This window comes from Pseudomonas sp. S31, assembly GCF_016648105.1.
In the GTDB taxonomy this organism is placed as follows: Bacteria; Pseudomonadota; Gammaproteobacteria; order Pseudomonadales; family Pseudomonadaceae; genus Aquipseudomonas.
In genome coordinates this window covers 507,480-529,661 of sequence record NZ_JACVVE010000001.1, presented here as the reverse complement: position 1 = coordinate 529,661, position 22,182 = coordinate 507,480, and the positions used below count along the sequence as shown (strand labels likewise).

The window sequence follows — 22,182 nt, the reverse complement described above, 5'->3', positions numbered from 1 at the left end:
ACGCACGTGCAACACATGAACCCTGGCCGAATCAGTCTCGACACTCTGTTTCGGAAAAGGCCATGAACAACAATTACATCGCTGGCGAATGGGTCGAAGGGAGCAGCATCAACCGCAACATCAACCCTTCGGATACGAACGACGTGGTCGGCGAGTACGCCAGGGCCAGCGCGCATCAGGCCGAGCAGGCCGTGGATGCGGCCCACGCTGCCCAACCCCGCTGGGCGCGGATGACCGCGGAGCAGCGTGCCGATGCGCTGGACCGCATCGGCACGGAGGTGCTTGCCCGCAAGGACGAGTTGGGTTACCTGCTGGCCCGTGAAGAGGGCAAGACGCTGGCCGAAGGTATCGGCGAAGCGACCCGCGCCGGGCGGGTGTTCAAGTTCTTCGCCGGCGAGGCGCTGCGCTTGTCGGGCGAGCGCCTGGCGAGCATCCGCCCGGGTGTGGAGGCAGAAGTGCGACGCGAGCCCGAGGGCGTGGTCGGCATCATCACGCCGTGGAATTTCCCCATCGCCATTCCTGCCTGGAAGATCGCACCGGCGCTGGCCTACGGCAATGCGGTGGTGTTCAAGCCGGCCGACCTGGTGCCTGGCAGCGCCTGGGCGTTGGCCGAGATCATCGTGCGTGCCGGGCAATTGCCGGCCGGGGTGTTCAATCTGGTGATGGGCGCTGGCTCGCAGGTGGGCGAGGTGCTCGCCCGGCACCCCAAGGTGCACGCCGTGTCGTTCACCGGCTCGACGCAGACGGGGCGAGCCGTGGGCATCGCCTGCATGAGCCGTGGGGCCAAGGTGCAGCTGGAGATGGGTGGCAAGAACCCGTTGGTGGTGCTCAACGATGCCCACCTCGAACAGGCCGTCGAGGTGGCTGTACAGGGTGCGTTCTTTTCCACCGGCCAGCGTTGCACGGCGTCCAGCCGCCTGATCGTCGAAGAGGCCCTGCACGACCGGTTCGTCGCGGCGGTGGTCGAGCGCCTCGCCGCGCTCAAGGTCGATAACGCGCTCAAGGCGGGTACCGACATCGGTCCGGTGGTCTCTGCCAGCCAGTTGCAGCAGAACTGCGACTACATCGACATCGCCCAGCGTGAAGGCGGGCGGCTGCTGGCCGGCGGCGAGCGCATCGAGCGCCAGACCCCGGGCCACTACCTGACCCCGGCGCTGATCGTCGACACCGAAAACCACATGCGCATCAACCGCGAGGAAGTCTTCGGCCCGGTCGCCAGCGTGCTGCGCGCGAGGGATTACGAGCACGCGCTGGAGCTGGCCAACGACACTGAATTCGGCCTGTCATCCGGTATCTGCACCGCCTCGCTCAAGCACGCCAGCGACTTCAAGGCCCGCTCCACGGCCGGCATGGTGATGGTCAATGTGCCCACCGCCGGCGTCGACTACAACGCCCCCTTTGGCGGGCGCAAGGGCTCGAGCTATGGCGCACGCGAGCAAGGCCCCTATGCGCGCGAGTTCTACACCGCGATCAAGACCACCTACACCCAGGCGTGAACCTCATGAACAAACCCGTACTACCCCAGGCGATCACTGGGCACACGCGACTGTTCGCCATCGTCGCCGACCCGATCCACCACGTTAAGACCCCGCAGGAGATCAACGCCCTGATGGCAGTGCGCGGCGATGACCGGGTGATGGTCCCGCTGCATATCGGCCCCGAGCAGTTGGCCGAAGCCGTACAGGGCCTGCGCGCCTTGCGCAACCTCGATGGTTTCGTGGTCACGGTACCGCACAAAGGCGCCATGCTGCCCTTGTGTGACAGCGTATCGCCGGCGGCGGCGCTGGTCGGTGCGGTCAACGTGGTGCGCCGCCAGGCCGATGGCCGGCTGCATGGCGACATGCTCGACGGCCTCGGCTTTGTCGCAGGTTTGCGCCGGGCAGCCATCGAGCCCGCAGGCAAGTCGGTGTACCTGGCGGGCGCAGGCGGGGCCGCGCAAGCCATTGCCTTTGCCCTGGCCGAGGCTGGCGTTGCCAGGCTAACCATCGCCAACCGCACCCGGGCCAAGGCCCAAGGCCTGGTCGAGCGATTGGCCGGCCTGTTCCCAGCGGTCACCTTTGCCGTCGGCTCGGCCGACCCGTCCGCTCACGACCTGGTGGTCAATGCCACCTCCATGGGCCTGCGCGAGGACGACGACTACCCCTGTGACGTGCAGCGCCTGGGCCGCGAGCAGATCGTCGCGGAAATCATCATGCAGCCCGAGCACACGCCGTTGCTGGTGGCTGCAGCCGAACGTGGCTGCCGCGTGCACCTGGGCCGCCCCATGTTGCAGTGCCAGGTCGAGCTGATGGCCGCTGCCATGAGCGCTGCCAGCGAAGAAGCGAGGGCCGCCCATGCACAACCATGACTATGTGATCGTAGGCGGTGGCACGGCCGGGTGCATTCTCGCCAACCGGCTGAGCGCCTCGGGCAAGCACAGCGTGCTGGTGCTGGAGGCGGGTGGCGAGCCCAATGGCCGGTGGATCCCGATCCCGGCAGGGTTCAGCAAGTTGATGGTCGACCAGCGCTTCAACTGGAACTTCAAGACCAAGCCCGAGGCCAGCACCTACGACCGTGAGATCGCGGTGCCACGCGGCCGAGGGCTGGGCGGCTCGACCCTGATCAACGGCATGATCTACGTCCGCGGGCAGCCCGGCGACTATGACGCCTGGGCCGCGACAGGCGCAAAGGGCTGGAATTTCAAAACCCTCGAGCCTTACTTCAAGCGCTTCGAGAACTATGCGCAGGGTGATGCCAGCCGCGGGCACGAGGGGCCCATGCATATCCATCAGGTCAGCGAACGTTTTCCCCTTTCGAGTGCCTTCCTCGAGGCCGCCGCGCAGGATGGCCAGCCCTACAACGAGGATTACAACGGCCACGACCAGACGGGCTTCGGCTACTACCAGGTGGCGCAGAAGGACGGCCGACGCTGGAGCGTGGTGGACGGCTACCTCAAGCCAGCCCGCGCCAGAGCCAACCTCAGTATCGTGACCCACGCGCACGTGCTGCGCATCGACCTGCAAGGCAACCGCTGCGTTGGCGTGACCTATCAGCACGGCGGCCGCGAAGTCACGGTCAAGGCCAATGTCGAAGTCATCCTCTGCGCGGGCGCCATTCAGTCACCGCAATTGCTGGAGTTGTCCGGCATCGGCAACACCGGGGTGCTGAAGGCTGCAGGGGTGCCGTTGCGCCACGAACTGCGCGGGGTAGGGGAGAACTACATCGACCACTTCGCCACCCGCATGAACTGGCGCATGAAGGATGTGGTCACGCTCAACCAGCTTGCCCGCGGATGGCGCCTGGGCCTGGCAGTGACCGAGTACTTCACCCGGCGCACGGGCATCCTCACCCTGGGCACCGGACTGGTCCATGGCTTCGTCAAGACCGACCCGCGGCTGCCGACCCCGGACGTGCAGTACTTCTTCGTCCACGCCAGCTACGCCAATGCGGCCAACCGCGTGCTCGACCGGCACCCGGGCATGACCATCGGCGTCAGCCAGTTGCGGCCCAAGTCGATGGGCTCGGTGCATATAGAGAGCAGCGACCGAAATGCGATGCCCGCCATTCGCCCGAACATGCTGGCCGAGCCAGAGGACCAGCGATGCATCGTCGAAGGCATGAAGATCGCCCGCCGCATCGTCATGCAGCCTGCCATGGCGCGTTACGTGGAAGCGGAAACCAGCCCTGGGCAGGATGCACGGAGCGACGGACAGTGGTTGGAGTTCGCGCGCCGCACCGGGCAGACCATCTATCACCCGATCGGCACCTGCAGGATGGGCGAAGGCCCTGGCGCGGTGGTGGATTCGCGATTGAAGGTGCATGGCTTGCAGGGGCTGAGGGTGGTGGATGCCTCGGTGATGCCGTCGATGGTATCGGGCAACATCCAGGGCGCGGTGATGGCGGTGGCCGAGCGGGCGGCGGAGCTGATCATCGAGGATGGCCAGCATCGGTAGAAGCGTCTTGGGCAACGGAGGCGTCGTACCGCCGCGAACGTCTGGCACGGCTTCGCCGGATTAGGGGAACCATGGGTCGAAGGCAACCGGTCGTGAATGAAAGCTTTCGATCCATTGTTGCCGTTGAGCCTATAGCAATTTTTGTAGGAGCGGGTTTACCCGCGAACACCGGCACAGCCGGTGCCATCCACCGCGGCGCCTGCTTCGCGGGTAAACCCGCTCCTACAGAGTGGACTGCCTCCGAAAAGTTGGACAGTTTCAGCTAACGCCCCAGCGCCCGCGCCAACACGTCATAGATCTTCGCGTCCCCCGATTGCGCAACATTGAAACGGAGGAAATCGCCCGCAGTCAGGGACTGGCTGAAAGCATTGCCGGGCGCCAGCACGACGCCTTCATTCAAACAAGCCCTGGCCAGCGTTGCTGCATCCTTCCCTTGAGGGAGTTGGCACCATAGATACATGCCAGCCTGGGGAATCATCCAGGGCTTGATACCGATGGCCTTGAGCCTGGCGACCGTCCTGTCCATTTCCTCGGCCAACCGAAGGCGAACGCTGTCCATGTGCTTTCGGTAGCCGCTGTCGGTAATGGCTTGATGGATGATGTTCGCGGCCAGGCGTCCCGCGCCGAAGGTCGTCGCAATCTTGAGATCGACCAGGCTCTCGATCCACTCACCGCGCGCCGCGATGTAGCCGCATCGAATCGAAGCGGAAATGGTCTTGGAAAAGCTACCGATCTGGATGACGCGAGAAAGCCCATCGAAGGCTGACAGTCGTGGCGCGGGCGTGGTTTCGAAATCGCCGAAGATGTCGTCCTCTACAATCACCAGATCAGAGCTGTCCGCCAGCTTCAGCAGCCTGTGAGCTATGACGGGAGACAGAGTGGCCCCGGTTGGGTTGTGAATGCCGGAATTGGTTATGTACAACCGGGGAGCGTGCTCCAGCAGGGCGGTGCCGAATGCATCGATGTCTGGGCCTGTTCGCGTGTAGGGAACGCCTACGACGTTCACCCTATGGGCTTTGAGTAGTGCGTGAAAATTGAAATAGCAGGGGTCGTCGACCAGGACCGTGTCTCCCGGTTGCAGCAGGAAACGGAAAATCAGGTCGATGGCGTGCGTGCCGGAGTCGGTGAGCATGATCTGTTCCAGCGGGGCTTCGATCCCTATGCCTGCCAGCCGTCGCGACAAGAACTGCCTGAGGGGCGGGTGTCCCAGCGGTGAAGCATATTCAGCCAACTGCGCGGTGTCGGCACGGGCAGCGACCCGCAGCGCTTTACGCATGCCCGTTTCGTACAGCCAGGACGGGGGTAGCCAGCCGCACCCTGGCTTCAATCCATCGCTGGCGGTTTCAAGCGACTGGCGCGAGATCCACAGCGGGTCGACGGCACGATCGAGCCGGGGCCCGAGTTCGGTGAGTGCCAGCGGCGCCACTGGCCCCGCCACGTAGAAGCCAGAGCCCGGCCGAGAGCTGAGCACACCCTCTGCCATCAACCGCTCATAGGCCTCGAGCACGGTAGAAACCGATACCTGCATGGTCTGAGCCATTGCGCGGACGGATGGAATTCTCGCGCCGGGTGTGTAGGTTCGAGAGGCTATCCTGGATTGGATTTCACCCATGACCGTTCGGATTCGCGTTCCGCTCCGTTTCATCGCACCCTCGACTGTACTGGATTGATAGGCATAACAGTTCGGCTCAACTGTATTGGATTGTACGTGGCCTCGGTAAGCGTGTCAGTGATGTACTGAGGCCTCGTTTATCGAGGGCTCAGGTATGGAAAAATCAACAAGCGGGTGGATCAACGGCTTCATAGGCGTCGCCATTTTTGCAGGCTCATTACCGGCAACACGTGTGGCAGTGGCGGCCTTCGAACCGACGTTCCTGACCTGTGCCAGGGCAACGATTGCTGCCCTGTTGGGTGCGCTTTTCCTGCTTGTGCTGCGCCAGCCTCGACCAGAACGTGCTGATCTGTCGTCATTGGCGGTGACAGCGCTTGGGGTGGTCATCGGGTTCCCGCTGCTGACGGCACTGGCCCTGCAGCACGTTACCTCGGCCCATTCCATCGTTTTTGTCGGGCTGCTGCCGCTGTGTACCGCAGGATTTGCCGTGCTGCGGGGCGGTGAACGACCTAGGCCACTGTTCTGGTTGTTCTCGTTGCTTGGTGCCGGGTTGGTCGTGGGCTATGCGTTGATCAATGGTGGCGAGGCGTCGGCGGTGGGCGACCTGTTGATGATGGCTGCGGTGGTGGTTTGTGGGCTGGGCTATGCGGAAGGGGCGCGGCTGTCGAGGAAACTGGGTGGTTGGCAGGTGATCTGTTGGGCACTGCTGGTGGCATTGCCGTTCATGTTGCTGCTGACTGTCGCCAATCTTCCCGCGGCTGATGCCTTCGCCAAGGTCAGCGCGCCGGCGTGGTTCAGCTTCGGTTATGTTTCACTGTTCAGCATGCTGATCGGGTTCGTGTTCTGGTACCGAGGGCTCGTCCAAGGAGGCATCGCGGCGGTGGGCCAACTGCAGCTTTTCCAGCCGTTCATGGGGCTTGGGCTGGCAGCGTTGCTGCTGCACGAGCACGTCAGCTGGATGATGGTCGTGGTGACGCTGGGCGCGGTCATCTGTGTTGCCGGGGCCAAGAAATACGCCCAGTAGATGAAAAGTCCGGATTGTGGATCATCATGAAGAATGATTCCCATTTGCCATGGCGCCCCTGGCTGCCTATGATCCGTCCTCGTGCTGCACAGGGGATCAGGCAATGGAGTGGAAAGGCATCAATTTGCAGTGGGCATATTCGGACTTGCTGCTGGGCATCGGACGGCAGACCCAGTGCATGCAACGCGCCTGTGACGTGCTGCACGATGCCTTCGTCCGCTTCGTGCTGGCGTCCCAGCGTCGGCCGATCGAGCAACCCAATGCCTACCTGCGGCGAATCGCCCACTCGGTGCTGATCGACCATTACCGTGAGGCGCGTCGCTATGTCGGTTTGCCCGAGGGAGAGGGCGCGCTCGAACCGTTGATGGTCGTCGCCGGCGAAGCCGGTGTCTCGCCGTCGGCTGAACACCTGGCAGACCTGGCCCAGCGCCTGGACGCCCTGCAACGCATTCTCGATTGCTTACCACCGCGTTGCCGCGAGGTGTTCTGGCTGGCACGCATCGAAGGCCGGCGCCAGACCGAGATCGCCAAGCTGCTGGGCATCTCGCTGTCAGCGGTGGAGCGCCACCTGATCCGCGCCATGCTCGATTTGCGTGCGGCACGGGCGCTGTTGTCGTGAGCGATATCCGCCAGCAGGCCGCACGCTGGTTCACCCGTGTGCTCGAGTTGCCAGCCGATCATCCCGAACGTGCCCGCTTTGCCCAATGGCTGGCTGCCGACCCGCGGCATGCCGAGGAATACCAGGCCTTCGCCGACCTCTGGCAAGGGTTCGCCCATACCTCGCAGACCCAGGCGTTGGCCGGAGCGATGGAAGGCGTCAGGCGCAGACGGTTGCTGGGCGGCGGTCTGCTGGGCTTGCTGGCGATGTCGGGCCTGGGTGGTTGGTTGGCGTGGTCGCGGCTGGTCGGCCGCGAGGTGCAATACGCCACCGGTATCGCCGAGCAAAGGGAGGTTACCCTGGCAGATGGCAGCCAGCTGACCCTGGACGCCGATTCACGCCTGCTGGTGCGCTACAACAGCCAGGAGCGGCATCTGCTGCTCTTGCGCGGGCGGGCGATATTCACGGTGCAGCGCGACAGCCGCCGGCCGTTTCTGGTCGAAGCCGGGCTGGCCCGGGTGCGGGTACTGGGCACACGCTTCGTGGTGGAGCGCCTGCCTGAGCAGGTCCAGGTCAGCGTCGAGCGTGGGCGTGTGCAGGTCGACAGCGATACCGCGCAGGCGCTGCTCGAAGCCGGTCAGGTCGTGCGCTGCGACGCGGCCGGCCAACTCACCCGCTTGTCGCGTTCGGCTGCGGCGGCGTTCAGCTTCCCCGACGGCAACCTCAGCTTCGAGGACGCTAGCCTGGAGGAGGTCGCAGCGGTGTTGTCCCGCTACCAGCGGCTGCCCCTCAAAGTCTTCGGCCAGTCGCCGCGCCGGCTTTCGGCAGTGGTGCAACTGAGGGACATCGATAGCTTCGTCGAAACCCTGCCGACGTTGGCCAACGCCACCCTGCAAAGGCGTGATGACGCCATGTGGCTGCTGCCCCGCTGATTTTTTTGCAAACGGACATCAGGGAAATGCGGCGCTGCTCCGTCAGGGAGTATCTGCCTATTTCAACGAGAGATGACCTCCATGTCGTACAACGTCTTCCTAAGCCTGGCCGCAGGCTCGGCTCTGGTGCTTAGCATTCCGGCCGTTGCCGCCAGCTTCGACTTCGACCTGCCAGCCCAGCCGCTGTCCCAGTCCCTGCGCCAGATTGGCTCCCAGGGCGGTGTGAGCCTGGCCTTCGATGAACGCCTGGTAGCGGGCAAGTCCGCGCCGGCGCTGAAGGGGCGCTACGACACCGAATCGGCAGTCCGCCTGGTGTTGGTCGGCAGCGGCCTGAACCTGGACAGCCAAGGCGCGGTATGGATGATTGCCGCGCCCAGCGGTGATGGCCTGGAGCTGGATGCCACTACGGTGAACAGCAGTGGCCTGGGCGAAACCAGCGAAGGCACTGGTTCCTACACGACCGGTCCGATGCGCGGGGCGACCAAGCTGCCCCTGACCTTGAGGGAAACCCCGCAGTCCGCCACGGTGATCACCCGCCAGCGCATCGACGATCAGGCCATGAGCACACTCGATGATGTGGTCAAGAGCACCCCAGGCCTGACCGTCCAGGAACTCGGCCCGGACCGTCAGCGTTACTATGCTCGCGGTACGCTGATCGACAATCTGATGTACGACGGCATTCCGATCACCAGCACGGGCTCAGCAGGCGAGTCCACCGGTGCTGGGGACATGGCCATCTATGACCACGTGGAAATCGTGCGGGGCGCTACCGGCCTGATGCAGGGCGCAGGCAACCCTTCGGCATCGATCAACCTCGTGCGCAAGAAACCGACCGCAACGCCACAGGCCAGTATCAGCGCCAGTGCTGGTAGCTGGGACCGCTACCGCACCGAGATCGACGTGTCGGGCCCGTTGGCGAGCGATGCCCGTGTGCGCGGCCGGCTGGTCACGGCATACCAGAACCACCAAGGTTTCCAGGACATTGTGCAAAACGAGCGCGGCTTGTTCTACGGCGTGATCGCTGCCGACCTGGGCGATGACACCGTGCTCACGTTCGGCGCCTCGCGCCAGGAAGACAATAACAACAATGGCTGGGGCGGTATCCCGGTGGCAGCCGACGGCAGCGACCTGCACCTGTCTCGCTCGACGTTCCTGGGTAACGACTGGGAGTCGTACAACCGTCTTTACGAAACCGCTTTCGTCAATCTGGAGCAGCATCTTGCCAATGACTGGCGCTTGAACCTGTCGGCGACCAAGGTCTGGAGCGAATTGGATCAATTCACCACCAAGGTATTCGATTTGAACCAGGACAATAACTTCAGTCAGCGCCTGGGCAAGTTCTGGTACAGCGACCACCAAGGCAGCTACGACCTGTTCGCCAGCGGGCCGTTCCAGCTGTTTGGCCGGCAGCACCAGTTGGTGCTCGGTTTGGCCAAGCACGATGAAACCTACTCGTACAAAGGCGCCCCGTACCTGACCCTGGCCAGCGACATCGACCTGTTCGACTGGGATCACCAGGCGGTGGCCAAGGGTGATATCCCCTACAACGCCAGTCAGAGCGTCGACATCGAGCAACGCAGCGTCTACATGACTTCACGGTTGAAACTCGCCGATCCACTGACCCTGGTTCTCGGCAGTCGACTCGACTGGTACGAGTACGACTCGGTGTACCGTACGGCCACCAGCGCGACCCCTTCGGCGTACAAGGTCAACCGCAACGTCACCAAATATGCCGGGCTCATCTACGACTTGAACGAGCACTACTCGGTGTACGCGAGCTACACGGATATCTTCAAGCCGCAGAACTATCGCGACGTCGATGGCTCATTGCTCGAACCGGTGGTGGGCAAGAACTACGAGGTAGGAATCAAAGGTGCCTGGTTCGACGATCAGCTCAATGCGTCGGCGGCAATCTTCCAGATGGACCAGGAAAACCGCGCCAAGACCACCGAGTGCCCTGCGGATTCCGCTGCCGGCCTCACCTGTTACGAAGCTGCCGGCAAGGTGCGCAGCAAGGGTATCGACCTGGAGGTACAAGGCGCACTGACCCCGCTGTGGCAGATTGGCGCCGGCTACAGCTACACCGAGAACACCTACGTGAAGGACAGCGACGCCGGCAATGTCGGCAAGAAGTTCGACACTGACCTGCCGAACCAGCTTTTCAAGCTCACCACCAACTACACCTTGCCCGTCGATGGCCAGCGCTGGCGTGTGGGTGGCACGGTGTATCACCAGAGCAAGATCTACAACAAAGACCAGACCTACAACATCAGCCAGGATGCCTACGAGGTGGTGGACCTGATGGTCGGTTATCGATACGACGCGCACATTCAGGCGCAGATCAACCTGAACAACGTCTTCGACAAGCGCTATTACCTGAGCATTACCGACAGTCCCATACGTGCTGAAAACGTTTACGGCGACCCCCGGAATGTGATGATGAGCGTCAAGTACACATTCTGAGGCCGCAACGTCCTGCTGGAAGTTGCATCACTGCAACTGTTGGTCAGCGTGCATCGCCCCAGCAAACTGTTCCGCTGCGGCACACCCGCATGGAGCCCCGTGCGTCTGAGGCGTCCCTCGCCCGTTGCTGCTCGCTGGCATGGTTCGTGCCTTTGACGTGCGTTACGCCTCGATGCCCCAGGTTATTTTCCCCAGCTGTTTGCAAACCAGGCCTTGGGAGCCCTGATCAACCTACCTAAGCCAAGGAAAGTGCCCATGGACTTGCTCATTACCCCTGCAGCCCCCGAGGATTTCGCAGGTATCGCGCTGGTGACGGTGAAAGCCTGGCAGACAACTTTCCAGGGCATCCTGCCGGATACCTTTCTGGCTGGGTTGACCTGCAAGGAACAACAGCAAAGGCATCAGACTCTCTTTGCCAGCCGTGGAGTAATCTACTTCGTTGCCAAGGTCGCAGGACAGATCGTGGGCTTTGCGTCGGGAGGGCCGAATCGAAGCCACGCGTCCGATGAGGCCAACGAGCTCTATGGCTTGTATCTGCTACCGCGTTGGCAACGGCAGGGGATAGGACGACAACTGCTGCAGGCCGTGGCGATGCAGTTGCAAGTGCCGGGCCGGCAAGGATTGTTCGCCTGGGTGTTGGCGGATAACCCACATCGGCACTTTTACCAACGTTGCGGTGGCCGGGAAGAATTCGTCCACGCCATCGATCTGGCTGGGCTGCCATGGCCGGTGGTGGGCTATCGTTGGTCGTCGGCCCCGTCCTCGGAAGCACGGATATTCAATCCCGATCACTACCTTGAAACCCTTGGTGGGCGAGTGTTCAGCCCGCCCCGCAATGCTGATGCCTGGCGCCTCGCGTTGCAGGCCTTGGAGGCAGCACTGGTGCACCGTGGCGCGAAAGCGCGATTGTTCATGGTAGTGGGTATTCAGGCTGCGGGGAAAAGCAGCTGGATCGATGAGCATCGTGCGGCGGCCGATTGCACCCAATATCTCTATTTCGACGCGGCACTACCGCGGCGGGAGCACCGAGCCCCAATCGTGGCGTCAGCCGCGCGCCATGGCGTGCCGGTCACGGCGATCTGGGTGCGCGCCTCGGTGGAAGAGGCATTGGCACGCAACGCATTGCGTCGAGAGGATCATCAAGTGCCGAGGGCGAGTATCGAAGCGGTCGCGGCTGCGTTCGAGCCACCTTGCAGGTCCGAAGGGTTTGTTGAAATCATCGAAGTGACGGGCAACGCTCAAGCTCGGTGTCCCCACAATGGGCATCAATGAGAGTGCGAGTGGGGTCGTTAAGGCCGGTGTCAGCACAGCGGCCAGAACGTCTCTGCGAAACTGGCGATCGTCTCATTGAAGCGCTTGAGTTTTCCGTCTTTCCAGTAGACGGAGATCACCAGGAAGGGCGTGTTGATACAGCAGAATGCGAAAATACCCCAAAAGCCCTTGTTGAGCAGCAACAGGGCAGAGCCCACGACCATCCCAGCAGATACGCATAAGTACAGGATCCTTAGCGGAATGAAACTCCTGCGGTCAGTGTCGATCGCTTTCAGTATCTGCATGCTATCCATCATCCTACGGTGAGCCCCAGCGTTGCCAAGATCATACAACAGCACAGAGCCCTTGTCGGAGGCGGCTGGGTGCCGAGGCGTTGTTCAAACTTAGTCAGCCCCTGACCGCCCACTGTTTCAATCTGTTCAGTAGCGTGCTCTAAACAGCGCTTTTCCGGCTATTTACGGGCCAGATCAGATGGCATGTTCCGTGCTCTATCGCTTGCGCCAACTCAGCGTCGCCCCATTGGGCGCTGGATATCGAAGCAAGCAGGAGTCAGGAATGAAAAAGGCAGGTTCTTCACCGTCTACTACCCGCCGCCGATTGCCATCGGCCTTGGGCGCAGGTGCCACATTTTTTCTGGTCGGCCAGTTGCACGCAGCCTCTGCCGACGTCGAGGAGACCCGCGAGTCGGTCCCGACCCGCCAACTGAGCACCGTTGTCGTTCAGGCAGGAAAACTCGACGACAACCAGCAGGCCGAGCTTGCCCTCAAGGAGGTGGCGGGCGGGACCAACTACATCGATGCATCGACCGTGGAACAAGGCCGGGTGTCTACCGCCACCGATGTATTCGCGCTACAGCCCGGTGTGATCGCGACCCAGGGTGGCGGCAACAACGACGGTGGCCGCATCTCTATCCGAGGCTCCGGCATCAACAAGGGCGTGGGTTACTTTCGCGCCGGCATCTTCTACCTTTTCGACGGCCTGCCGGTGTCTGGACCTGGCGGCACGCCCTATGAACTGTTCGAGCCGCTGGGGCTGAGTCACACCGAAGTCCTGCGCGGGGGCAACGCCTTCGATATCGGCTCGCTGTACCTGGGTGGTGCCATCAACTATGTCACCAAGACCGGGTATGACGCCGCGCCCCTGCAGGTACGCTACGAAGCTGGCAGCTACGGCTATCAGAAGCGTCAGATCAGTTCCGGGCAGGTGTTCGGGCCACTCGACTATTACGTCAGCCTGACGGACTCATCGTCCGATGGATTCCAGGATCAGACCCGGGGCAAGAGTGCGGGCTTTGCTGGCAACGTTGGCTACCAATTCTCGCCGCAATTGAAGACTCGCTTGTACTACCGCTACCGCACAACTGACAACGAGACACCTGGCTACATCACCAAGGCCGAGCTCAATGATGATCCGAAGCAGGCCAACCCCACCAGCGTCAACGTTCGCGCACACCGCAAACAGCCCGGGTCGACCTGGGTGGCCAGCAAGACCGAGTACACCTTCGACGACGATTCCCACCTTGAATTCGGCTTGGTCTACCACGACTATCCGATCGATGCGCGACAAGGGGTCAACCGCACGACCTGGGGCTTCAGCGACTACTCGACCAGCTTGAAATACGACCGCCTGGACACCCTGTTTGGCAAGAACAGCGTGACGCGTCTCAATCTGTTGCGCACCGAACACCTGAATGGCTACTCGAAGACCATTGTCCGGACTCCCACAGGTGTCACTGCGGGCCTGCCTGCCGGCAGCGAAGTACGCAAGGCGGATTACCAAGGCTCCGACACGGTGCTGAGCGCCAGCAACGAGACAGAGGTGGTCAATGACAGGCTCTGGCTCAGCGCAGGGTTGTCCGCCGTCAGTTTCGAACGCAAGGCGCGGGTGTCCTACCCCGTCGGCGGCGAGGCCGACAACCCCAACAACCCGGTCGAGCGGGACGACTTGAAGTTCGCGCCGCGTATCGGCGTGCGCTATCAGATCAATCCCAGCTGGCAGCTGTTCGGTAATCTCAGCCGCACGGTGGAAGCCCAGCAGTCGTGGGCGTTCCTTTCCGGGGCCCAGGTGTTCACCTCTGGTCCGGCCACAGGGCTCAACTCTGGAGGCCAGGAGCTCAAGCCGCAGATCGCCGATACGCTTGAACTCGGTACCCGCGGCCAGCTCGGTGATACGGCCTGGGACCTGACGTTCTATCGTTCGCAGGTGAAGGATGAGCTGCTCTCGGTGATCATCCGCGAGGCGACCTCCACCGCCGATGCGCTGACCTCCGAGTACAACGCCAGCAAGACCATCCACCAGGGTGTCGAACTGGGGCTTGATTCCCTGCTGTACGAAAATGATGGCAACAGCCTGCACCTGCGTCAGTCATACACCTACAGCGACTTCTTCTACCGCGACGACGATCAGTTTGGCAGCAACCGTCTGCCTGGTATCCCCAAGCACAACTATCAGGCTCAGCTGCGTTACGACTTCAACAGCGGTGTCTACGTCGGCGTCAACACCTATTACGCATCCAAGACAGCTGTCGATTTCGCCAATACCGCCACCGCCGGTTCCTACAACCTGTGGGGCGCGACTGTAGGCTGGGATTCGCCGAAGAAGGACTGGTCGGTCTATCTGGACCTTCGCAACCTCACTGATGAAAAATATGCGGCGTCCATCAGCCCGACCTACGATGCAAAAGGCGGTGACCCGAGGACGATCATTCCCGGCGACGGTTTTGGCGCCTACGCGGGTGTGCAGTACAGCTTCAGGTGATGGGCTGAACCGAATCACGGCTGGCGGCGACGATCAGCATCATGGGCCGGTGGATTTCATCGGCGAGGGCTGGATGCGTGGCAAGGTCCTGCGCCGAGGGGCCCCATTCGATGAGGCGATCGAGCCGGAAGCCGCTGTCGATCAGCAGATTGACCAGCGTGCCAAGGGTGCGGTGCTGTTTGATCACGCCAGCGCTCAGCCAGTCTGTGGTGCGTTGCCCCTCGACCTGGTAATGATCCACCGGCCAGCTTCTACCGCCTTGGTCATCGTTTACCCAGTCCGGGTGCAATGAAGCCATGTAGATTGGGTGTTCGATGGAAAACACCAGCCGACCGCCGGGCTGCAGTGCCTCACGCACGCTGCGCAGCAGCCCTCCCAGGTCGCGGATGTAGTGCAGCGCCAGCGAGCTGTAGGCGAGGGTGAAACGCCCGGAAGGCAAGGCCAGTCTCTCCAGGTCGCAGCGTTGATAGTCGATGCGTGAATCCGCATTGATCGACGTCGCACGTGCCAGCATCTTCTCCGAGATATCCAGGCCCAGCACACTCGCGGCGCCATGCTCGACCGCCCAATGGCTGAACCAGCCATAGCCGCATCCCAGGTCGACCACCTGTTGCCCTCGTATGTCGGGCAACAGCGCGCGTATGGCCGGCCACTCCGGCGCGCCAGCAAGACCGCGTTGCGATCGCGGCAACTGGCTATAACCCTCGAAGAAGGTGTCGGTGTCGTAGATATTCTGGGTCATGGTTCTCACCGGCGTGAATTGATTTAAAACGTATTAATCGCGCAAGGGTCAAGTGCTCAGCGAGTGACTTTTATCGTCAAGCAAACAGTGTCTGCTTGTCGATAGTCGCGAGAGCCGATGGACGCTGTAGCAAATACAACAGTGAGCGGACAATCTGTGAGTTGGCCAGCAAGCGCAACTTTCATTCAGTTCTAATCATAGAAGTATGCCTTATTAGGCGCGGCGCAGGAGCCGCTGACTGCGGGCTTTCAAGGGGCTGCGCAATACGGGGAAACCGCTGTCTTGTAACGCCTGCAACGCGGCGCAATTAAAACTTGGGGAGCCCGTCAATGACAGTGGCATGTTCGCTGCATAGTCGAACATCTTGCTGATGCAATTTCATGGTCGGCCGGTTCAACTAAGGAATGGGTTTTGGTCGCACTCTTCAAATCAACCGTTGCGCTTTCTTTATATCTGGCGATCAGTGCCTGTTCACCGGCATCGCCGCCGACGTCCGCCACTGCGCATGCCGACGGAGCGCTTGTCGACGGCGTGGTGACCTATCCCGCATCTGACTTTCACGAGCAGGCGCCGGGGCGCTCTGGTGGCACGCTGCGAGTGTCTGCCGCTTCGGACGCCGGCAGCTTCGACATCCATGCGTTATCCAACGGCAACATGCAGTGGATGGGCCGGATTCTGTTCGACTGCCTGGTGGCCCAGGATGAGCAGGGCAACATTTCGCCCTGGCTGGCCAAGTCCTGGGAGATTTCCGAAGACGGCAAGATCTACACCTTCCACCTGCGCGACGACGTGACCTTCAGCGACGGCGAGCGTTTCAATGCCGCAGCCCTGCAGGCCAACCTTGATCATATGCGCGACCCAGCCACCAAATCACCGCTGGCTGCGGCGTACATCGCGCCTTATACCGGTGGCAAGGTCATCGACGAATACACCTTCGAAGCCCATTTGCGCGAACCCTACACGCCGTTTCTTGATGTGTTGGCGCAGTCCTGGTTGGGCATGATCTCGCCAAAGCAGATTCGTGAAGCACCGAAGAGCATCGCCGAGCATCCGGTCGGCAGCGGGCCCTTTGTGTTGCAGCGTTACACCCGTGATCAGGGCGCAGTGTTCGTCAAGCGTCACGGTTATAACTGGGCGCCGCCGGTGACTCGACATGTGGGTGAGGCCTACCTGGACCGGATTGAGCTCAGCTACGTACCCGAGGCAATGATCCGTTTCACCTCGCTGGAGTCCGGGCAGTCGGATTTTGCCTTGGACGCACCGCCACAGAACGCCGCGGCAATCCGCGCCAACCCCGAACTGGTGCTGCGTAGCCGTATCCGCAAAGGCAACCCCAGCCGCAGCATGACGTTCAATGTCGAGCAGCCACCTTTCGACGACGTACTCGTACGGCGTGCGGTGGCCAAGGCCATCGATCGCGAAGGACTGGCCTGGATTTCCGGCTTTGGCGAACTCATCGCCAAGGCAGACTTTCTCGCCGCCAATACCCGTTTCTATCAGCCCAACATCGATGCCCTGGCCTACGACATTGACGCCGCCAATGCACTGCTCGATCAGGCTGGCTGGACCGGGCGCGACGCCCAGGGCTACCGCACCCGCAATGGCCAGCGCCTGAAGGCCACCTTGTTGACCTACGACAACCCGGCATTCCCGGCCAGTGTTTCGGTGGCGATCCAGGCCGACCTGAAGAAGGTGGGCTTCGAGATGCCCATCGAAATGCTGCCGCTGACTCGTGTCACCGAGCGCCGCTATGCCGGCAAGTTTCAGGCCTTGGCCGCCGGCTACTGGCACACCAATACGCCAGATGGTTTGTTCGTGCTGTACCACAGCCAGTCGATCAGCACGGCGAAGCTGATCGGCCAGAACGCAGGCAAGTTCCGCGACGCCGAGCTGGACCGGGTGCTCACCGCCGCCCGCCAGTCGCGTGATCCGCAAACCCTTCAACGCCTGTATGGCGAGGCCCAGAAGCGCCTGGCCGAAACTGTACCGGCGGTACCGTCGACCGAGAGCCAGGTCCTGGCCGCCTATCGCCGCGAGGTGAAGGGTGTGATTTTCGACACCTCGCACAACGTGCCTTATTTCCCCAGCATCTGGCTGGACCGGGGGCAACCATGAACCTGTTCAAACGTATCGCCCTGCGCTTGCTGGCCGGGATCGGCGTGCTGTGGGGGGCGGCGAGCCTGACCTTTCTGGCGGTGAACTTCAGTGGTGGCGACACCGCGCTGGCGATTCTCGGCGGGCCCGAGGCGCTGCCCACACCGGAACTGCTGGCGCAGGTGCGCGCCGAGTATGGCCTGGACCAACCGCTGATCGTGCAATACGGAGACTACCTGGGTCGATTGCTGCAGGGCGATCTGGGCGAGTCCTACCGCCTGCGCATTCCGGTTGCCCAGGCCATTGGCGAGCAGATCGGCGCCACCGTCGAGCTGTCGATCAGTGCTGGGCTGCTGGCCGTCACGTTGGCGCTGGTCTGCGCGATCCTGACCGCCAACCGCGCGCCATGGGTGCGCTCGTTGGCCTCGGGCAGTGAACTGGTCCTCGCCTCGGCACCGTCCTTCGTCATCGGCATTTTGCTGCTGCTGGTGTTTTCCTTTTACTGGCACTGGCTGCCGCCGTCCGGCTCCAACGGCTGGCGCGCGTTGATCCTGCCAACCGTAGCGCTGGCACTGCCGGTGGCGGCGGTTCTGGCGCAACTGCTGCGACAGTCGCTGGAGGACACCCTGGAGCAATCCTTCATCGCCATGGCCCGCGCCCGCGGGCTGTCGGAAACTGCAGTGCGCCTGCGTCATGCACTGCGCCATGCGCTGGTGCCGCTGGTGACTCTGGCTGGCTTCATCTTCGCCAGTCTGCTGGGCGGCGCAGTGGTCATCGAATTGCTCTTCGCCCGCCAGGGGCTGGGCCGTCTGATGCTCGATGCCGCCAGCAACAAGGACGTACCGATGGTACTGGGCGTAACGCTACTGGCCGCAGCGGTGTACGTGCTCGTCAACCTGGCCGTCGACCTGATCAACCGTTGGATCGACCCGCGCGGTGCCCATGAGTGAGCGCGCCACGCCGGCTGAACCTCTCTGAACAAGGAAAAACCATGAGTAACGCCAACCCTTCCGATGTGACCTGGGACGACCTGCAACAACGCTTCACCGAGGTGTTCTCGCGGATCGCCGAGAGTGCCGTGGCCCGCGAGCAACAGCGTGAACTGGCCTTCGATGCCGTGCAGTGGCTGCGCGACGCACGCTTCGGCGCCTTGCGCGTACCGCAGGCGCAAGGGGGCCTGGGTGCCAGCCTGCCACAACTGTTTCGTTTGCTGATCGAGCTGGGCGAGGCCGACTCGAATCTGCCGCAGATCGTTCGCGCCCACTTCGGCTTCGTCGAAGGCCGGTTGTCCAGCCTCGACCAGGCATCGCAGGACTACTGGCTGCCCAAGGTAGCGGCCGGCCAGCTCTGGGGCGCGGCGATGGCCGAGCGTACCGACACCACCCGCAACTCGGTGAGCCTCGTTGCGCAGGCACCAGGCGAGCCCGAAGCTGGCTGGTTGTTGAACGGCGAGAAGTTCTATTGCACCGGCACCCTGTACGCCGACTGGATCGCTGCGGTCGCGTTGGATGGCGATGATTTCGTCAGCGTCTCGGTGCCCACCGACGCCGATGGCGTCTCGGTGATCGATGACTGGGACGGGTTCGGCCAGCGCCTGACCGGCAGTGGCACCACGCGCTTTGCGGGGGTGAAGGTCCCGCAGCAGCACATCGTGCGACGTTTCAAGAAGGACGAACTGCGCGGCGAGTCTTACCTCAGCGCGTTCTATCAGCTGTTCCACCTCGCCACCCTGGCCGGCATCGCCCAGGCCGTGCTGCGCGACGCGACCGACTTCGTCAAGGGGCGTACCCGGGCGTTCGGCATTCCGGGGCAGTCCAGCCCCAAGGACGACCCGCTGGTGCAACGGGTCGTCGGCCGGCTGTCCAGCCTGGCCTATGCCGCTCGCGCGCAGGTACTGGCGGTGGCGCATGTGCTGCAGGAGGTGCATGACGCGGAGCAGGGTGGCTACGCCGTCGAGCAGCACTACACGGAGGCCGAGATCCGCGCCTACCAGGCGCAGCAGATCGTCCTTGAGCAGGTGTTGGAGGCCACCACCTTGCTGTTCGAGGTAGGGGGGGCTTCGGCCACCAGCGAAACCCGACGCTTCGATCGCCACTGGCGCAATGCGCGGACCCTGGCCTCCCACAACCCGGCGATATACCGCGAGCGGGCGTTGGGCAACTTCTACCTCAACGACATCACGCCGAATGCAGCGTGGCGCAGCCTGCAAGCGGCCGATGCCGAGAAGCTGGGTGACAATGTCCGTGACGAAGCGAGCGCCGTATGAGCACCGTGAGCAGCAGCAACCTGCGTGGCGGGCAGATGAGCCTGGGCATGAATATCCTCGGCTTCGGTGCGCATTCCGGTGCCTGGCGCAGTGCCGAAGTGGCGGCCAACGCCTATCTCGATGTCGAGTACTATCGCAATATCGCGAGGATCTCCGAACGCGGTTGCCTGGACGCGATCTTTCTCGCCGACGGCCCGGCGCTGGCCGGTGACGTATCGAAGCAGCCTGCCGGGCGCCTGGAACCGACCGTGCTGTTGACCGCCGTGGCCCTGGCCACGCAGCGTATCGGGGTGATCGCCACTGCATCGAGCACCTATAACGACCCGTTCAATATCGCCCGGCGGTTCGCCTCGCTGGACCACATCAGTGGTGGCCGGGCCGCCTGGAACGTGGTGACCAACGCTGGCGATGCCGCAGCCCAGAACTTCGGCCTGGCGGGTGCGCCGCTGCACGTCGACCGCTACGCCCGCGCCGACGAGTTCATCGACGTCACCCTCAAGTTGTGGGACAGCTGGGAAGACGACGCAATCATCGGGGATGCCCGTGGCGGGCGCTTCGCCGACCCGAGCAAGGTGCACAGCATAGATTTCGTCGGCCAGCATTTCTCCGTGAAGGGCCCGTTGAACGTACCGCGCTCGCCTCAGGGCCGGCCGGTGCTGGTGCAGGCCGGCTCGTCGGAAGGCGGCAAGTCACTCGGTTCGCGGTACGCCGATGCGATTTTCACTACCCAGACCACCCTGGAAGACGGCCAGCAGTTCTATCGCGAGATGAAGGCGCGGGCCGTGCGCTGGGGGCGCAACCCCGAATACCTGAAGATCATGCCGGGCTTGTCGACGGTGATCGGCAGCACCGAAGCCGAGGCCCATGCACGTTTCGACGAGCTTAACGCCTGGCACGGTGAGCACGGCCTGCTGGAGCAAGTGGCGGGGCGCATCGGCATCGCGGCCAGCGATTTGGACCCGGACGCGCCGTTGCCTTGGGCGCGCATCGGCGCGGTTGCGGATTTCGAGCGCGGGTCACAGGGATTCCTGGAAGCGCAACTGAACCTGGCACGGCGGGAAAACCTCAGCATCCGGCAATTGTCGCGACGGATCCTGGTCGGTCATCGGCTGCTGGTGGGGACGCCCGAGCAGGTGGCCGAGACCTTGAGCCACTGGTACCTGGCGCACGCCGCCGACGGCTTCAACATCATGCCGGACATGTTCCCGTCCGGCGTCGAGGTCTTCGTCGATGAAGTGGTACCGCTGCTCCAAAAGCGCGGCCTGTTCCGCCACGAATACCAAGGCAGCACGCTCCGCGAGCACCTCGGGCTGCCATTTCCGAGCAACCAATACGCGCTGCAGGCTTGAAGCCTGCGTCGTGCTCACTTTTGAATAAAGGAACCGCCATGCGTTACCGCCAATTGGGCAACAGCGATATCCAAGTCAGCATCTTCGGCCTGGGCACCATGACCTGGGGCCATCAGAACAGCGAAAGCGAGGCACACCAGCAAATCGAGCTGGCACTGGACCACGGCGTCAACCTGATCGATACGGCCGAGATGTACCCCACGCCCACCCAGGCCGAAACCTGGCGCACCACCGAGCGCTATATCGGTAGCTGGCTTGCCGCCAGTGGGCGCCGCGCCGACGTGGTGCTGGCGAGCAAGATCGTCGGCCCCGCGCGTGATGCCAATGGCCAACGGCATATCCGCGACGGTCTGAGCCGGCATGACCGGCGCAACATCGTCGAAGCGCTGGACGGTAGCCTCAAGCGGCTGCAGACCGACTACCTGGACCTCTATCAACTGCACTGGCCCGACCGCACGACCAATATCTTCGGGCAGCGTGAATACCCCTACCAGGACGATGCGGGAAGCGTGGCCATCGAGGAAACCTTGTCGGTGCTGGCCGACCAGGTCAAGGCCGGCAAGGTCCGGCACATCGGTGTGTCCAACGAGACGCCGTGGGGCGTCGGGCAATTTCTCAAGCACAGTGAGCGCTTGGGGCTGCCCAGGATCGTCAGCGTGCAGAACCCCTACAGCCTGCTCAATCGCCTGTACGAAGGCGGGTTGTCGGAGTTCAGCCATCGCGAAGGCGTCGGCCTGCTGGCCTATTCGCCCCTGGCCTTCGGCGCATTGACCGGCAAGTACCTCAATGGCGCGCGGCCTGAAGGTTCGCGGCTGTCGTCGGTGTACCGCACCTTCAACCGCTACGACAGTCCGTCTGCCCAAGAGGCCATCGCCGGCTATGTCGAGATCGCCCGCCAGCACGGCCTTACCCTGGCGCAACTGGGGCTGGCTTATCTGTTCGACAAACCCTTCGTCACCAGCGCCCTGACCGGGCAGACCAGCCTGGCGCAACTGCACGACAACCTCAGCGCACTGGATGTGACGCTGAGCGATGACATCAAGGCGAAGGTGCAAGCCATTCACCAACGCATTCCCAACCCGGCGCCGTAGGCCAGTCCAGGCCGCCACGCGGCCGTTGTCGAGAGGAAAAGGGCGATGTC

Annotated in this window: 17 protein-coding genes; 14 read left to right on the top strand and 3 right to left on the bottom strand. The window is 62.8% G+C overall.

Annotated elements, in window-relative coordinates; genetic code table 11:
* Window positions 1–62 precede the first annotated feature (62 nt).
* The 3 genes from IAE37_RS02200 to IAE37_RS02190 are packed head-to-tail and all read left to right on the top strand — an operon-like array spanning window position 63 to window position 3,932.
* Window positions 63–1,496 (top strand): aldehyde dehydrogenase family protein, encoded by a 1,434-nt coding sequence (locus IAE37_RS02200; RefSeq protein WP_201168298.1) that lies wholly within the window; start codon window positions 63–65, stop codon window positions 1,494–1,496.
* A 5-nt stretch (window positions 1,497–1,501) separates the two neighbouring features.
* Window positions 1,502–2,347 (top strand): shikimate dehydrogenase family protein, encoded by an 846-nt coding sequence (locus IAE37_RS02195; RefSeq protein ID WP_201168296.1) that lies wholly within the window; start codon window positions 1,502–1,504, stop codon window positions 2,345–2,347.
* Window positions 2,334–3,932, top strand: coding sequence for a GMC family oxidoreductase (locus IAE37_RS02190; RefSeq protein WP_201168294.1), 1,599 nt, complete (start codon window positions 2,334–2,336; stop codon window positions 3,930–3,932). The genes IAE37_RS02195 and IAE37_RS02190 overlap by 14 nt, the downstream gene beginning before the upstream one ends.
* A 262-nt stretch (window positions 3,933–4,194) precedes the next feature.
* On the opposite strand, the gene IAE37_RS02185 is transcribed toward IAE37_RS02190, so the two are convergent.
* Entirely contained in the window at window positions 4,195–5,577 is a 1,383-nt protein-coding gene (locus tag IAE37_RS02185; protein ID WP_201168291.1) for an aminotransferase-like domain-containing protein, read from the bottom strand.
* 121 nt (window positions 5,578–5,698) lie between these two features.
* Between IAE37_RS02185 and IAE37_RS02180 the strand changes: the two genes are divergently transcribed.
* The 5 genes from IAE37_RS02180 (at window position 5,699) to IAE37_RS02160 (ending at window position 11,833) form a co-directional block, all read left to right on the top strand.
* Window positions 5,699–6,568 (top strand): DMT family transporter, encoded by an 870-nt coding sequence (locus tag IAE37_RS02180; protein ID WP_201168289.1) that lies wholly within the window; start codon window positions 5,699–5,701, stop codon window positions 6,566–6,568.
* Window positions 6,569–6,671: 103 nt separating this feature from the next.
* Window positions 6,672–7,187, top strand: a complete 516-nt coding sequence (locus IAE37_RS02175) for a sigma-70 family RNA polymerase sigma factor (RefSeq protein WP_201168286.1) — start codon at window positions 6,672–6,674, stop codon at window positions 7,185–7,187.
* Window positions 7,184–8,098, top strand: coding sequence for a FecR family protein (locus tag IAE37_RS02170; protein WP_201168283.1), 915 nt, complete (start codon window positions 7,184–7,186; stop codon window positions 8,096–8,098). Before IAE37_RS02175 ends, IAE37_RS02170 begins: the two co-directional genes overlap by 4 nt.
* Window positions 8,099–8,179: 81 nt before the next feature.
* Window positions 8,180–10,561 carry a TonB-dependent siderophore receptor gene (locus IAE37_RS02165; protein ID WP_236409728.1) on the top strand — a complete coding sequence of 794 codons (2,382 nt, stop codon included), beginning with the start codon at window positions 8,180–8,182 and terminating at the stop codon, window positions 10,559–10,561.
* A 255-nt stretch (window positions 10,562–10,816) separates the two neighbouring features.
* Complete coding sequence (locus IAE37_RS02160) at window positions 10,817–11,833, top strand: GNAT family N-acetyltransferase (protein WP_201168267.1); 1,017 nt, start codon at window positions 10,817–10,819, stop codon at window positions 11,831–11,833.
* Between the two features lie 29 nt (window positions 11,834–11,862).
* Here IAE37_RS02160 and IAE37_RS02155 read toward each other — a convergent pair whose 3' ends face one another.
* Window positions 11,863–12,117, bottom strand: a complete 255-nt coding sequence (locus IAE37_RS02155) for a hypothetical protein (RefSeq protein ID WP_201168256.1) — start codon at window positions 12,115–12,117, stop codon at window positions 11,863–11,865.
* A 271-nt stretch (window positions 12,118–12,388) separates the two neighbouring features.
* Between IAE37_RS02155 and IAE37_RS02150 the strand changes: the two genes are divergently transcribed.
* Entirely contained in the window at window positions 12,389–14,590 is a 2,202-nt protein-coding gene (locus IAE37_RS02150) for a TonB-dependent receptor family protein (protein ID WP_201168252.1), read from the top strand.
* Here IAE37_RS02150 and IAE37_RS02145 read toward each other — a convergent pair.
* The gene (locus IAE37_RS02145; protein ID WP_201168239.1) at window positions 14,583–15,332 is read right to left on the bottom strand and encodes a class I SAM-dependent methyltransferase; all 750 of its coding nucleotides are present in this window, start codon (window positions 15,330–15,332) and stop codon (window positions 14,583–14,585) included. The genes IAE37_RS02150 and IAE37_RS02145 overlap by 8 nt on opposite strands.
* 597 nt (window positions 15,333–15,929) lie before the next feature.
* On the opposite strand from IAE37_RS02145, the gene IAE37_RS02140 reads away from it, so the two are divergent.
* The 5 genes from IAE37_RS02140 to IAE37_RS02120 are packed head-to-tail and all read left to right on the top strand — an operon-like array spanning window position 15,930 to window position 22,132.
* Complete coding sequence (locus IAE37_RS02140) at window positions 15,930–17,447, top strand: ABC transporter substrate-binding protein (RefSeq protein WP_442967752.1); 1,518 nt, start codon at window positions 15,930–15,932, stop codon at window positions 17,445–17,447.
* Window positions 17,444–18,376: an ABC transporter permease gene (locus IAE37_RS02135; protein WP_201168235.1), complete on the top strand. Its 933-nt coding sequence runs from the start codon at window positions 17,444–17,446 to the stop codon at window positions 18,374–18,376. The genes IAE37_RS02140 and IAE37_RS02135 overlap by 4 nt, the downstream gene beginning before the upstream one ends.
* A 41-nt stretch (window positions 18,377–18,417) precedes the next feature.
* Complete coding sequence (locus IAE37_RS02130; protein ID WP_201168233.1) at window positions 18,418–19,692, top strand: acyl-CoA dehydrogenase family protein; 1,275 nt, start codon at window positions 18,418–18,420, stop codon at window positions 19,690–19,692.
* A complete protein-coding gene (locus tag IAE37_RS02125) occupies window positions 19,689–21,041 on the top strand; it encodes an LLM class flavin-dependent oxidoreductase (protein ID WP_201168231.1) in 1,353 nt (450 codons plus the stop codon). Before IAE37_RS02130 ends, IAE37_RS02125 begins: the two co-directional genes overlap by 4 nt.
* 38 nt (window positions 21,042–21,079) lie before the next feature.
* The gene (locus IAE37_RS02120) at window positions 21,080–22,132 is read left to right on the top strand and encodes an NADP(H)-dependent aldo-keto reductase (RefSeq protein WP_201168229.1); all 1,053 of its coding nucleotides are present in this window, start codon (window positions 21,080–21,082) and stop codon (window positions 22,130–22,132) included.
* Window positions 22,133–22,182 lie beyond the last annotated feature (50 nt).

Excerpts from the sequence above, each read along its gene's own strand:
- IAE37_RS02160 (WP_201168267.1), top strand. The coding sequence starts at position 10,817 with ATGGACTTGCTCATTACCCCTGCAGCCCCCGAGGATTTCGCAGGTATC.
- IAE37_RS02130 (WP_201168233.1), top strand. The coding sequence starts at position 18,418 with ATGAGTAACGCCAACCCTTCCGATGTGACCTGGGACGACCTGCAACAA.
- IAE37_RS02185 (WP_201168291.1), bottom strand. The coding sequence starts at position 5,577 with ATGAAACGGAGCGGAACGCGAATCCGAACGGTCATGGGTGAAATCCAA.
- IAE37_RS02175 (WP_201168286.1), top strand. The coding sequence starts at position 6,672 with ATGGAGTGGAAAGGCATCAATTTGCAGTGGGCATATTCGGACTTGCTG.
- IAE37_RS02125 (WP_201168231.1), top strand. The coding sequence starts at position 19,689 with ATGAGCACCGTGAGCAGCAGCAACCTGCGTGGCGGGCAGATGAGCCTG.
- IAE37_RS02195 (WP_201168296.1), top strand. The coding sequence starts at position 1,502 with ATGAACAAACCCGTACTACCCCAGGCGATCACTGGGCACACGCGACTG.
- IAE37_RS02135 (WP_201168235.1), top strand. The coding sequence starts at position 17,444 with ATGAACCTGTTCAAACGTATCGCCCTGCGCTTGCTGGCCGGGATCGGC.
- IAE37_RS02165 (WP_236409728.1), top strand. The coding sequence starts at position 8,180 with ATGTCGTACAACGTCTTCCTAAGCCTGGCCGCAGGCTCGGCTCTGGTG.
- IAE37_RS02155 (WP_201168256.1), bottom strand. The coding sequence starts at position 12,117 with ATGCAGATACTGAAAGCGATCGACACTGACCGCAGGAGTTTCATTCCG.
- IAE37_RS02190 (WP_201168294.1), top strand. The coding sequence starts at position 2,334 with ATGCACAACCATGACTATGTGATCGTAGGCGGTGGCACGGCCGGGTGC.
- IAE37_RS02150 (WP_201168252.1), top strand. The coding sequence starts at position 12,389 with ATGAAAAAGGCAGGTTCTTCACCGTCTACTACCCGCCGCCGATTGCCA.
- IAE37_RS02145 (WP_201168239.1), bottom strand. The coding sequence starts at position 15,332 with ATGACCCAGAATATCTACGACACCGACACCTTCTTCGAGGGTTATAGC.
- IAE37_RS02180 (WP_201168289.1), top strand. The coding sequence starts at position 5,699 with ATGGAAAAATCAACAAGCGGGTGGATCAACGGCTTCATAGGCGTCGCC.
- IAE37_RS02120 (WP_201168229.1), top strand. The coding sequence starts at position 21,080 with ATGCGTTACCGCCAATTGGGCAACAGCGATATCCAAGTCAGCATCTTC.
- IAE37_RS02200 (WP_201168298.1), top strand. The coding sequence starts at position 63 with ATGAACAACAATTACATCGCTGGCGAATGGGTCGAAGGGAGCAGCATC.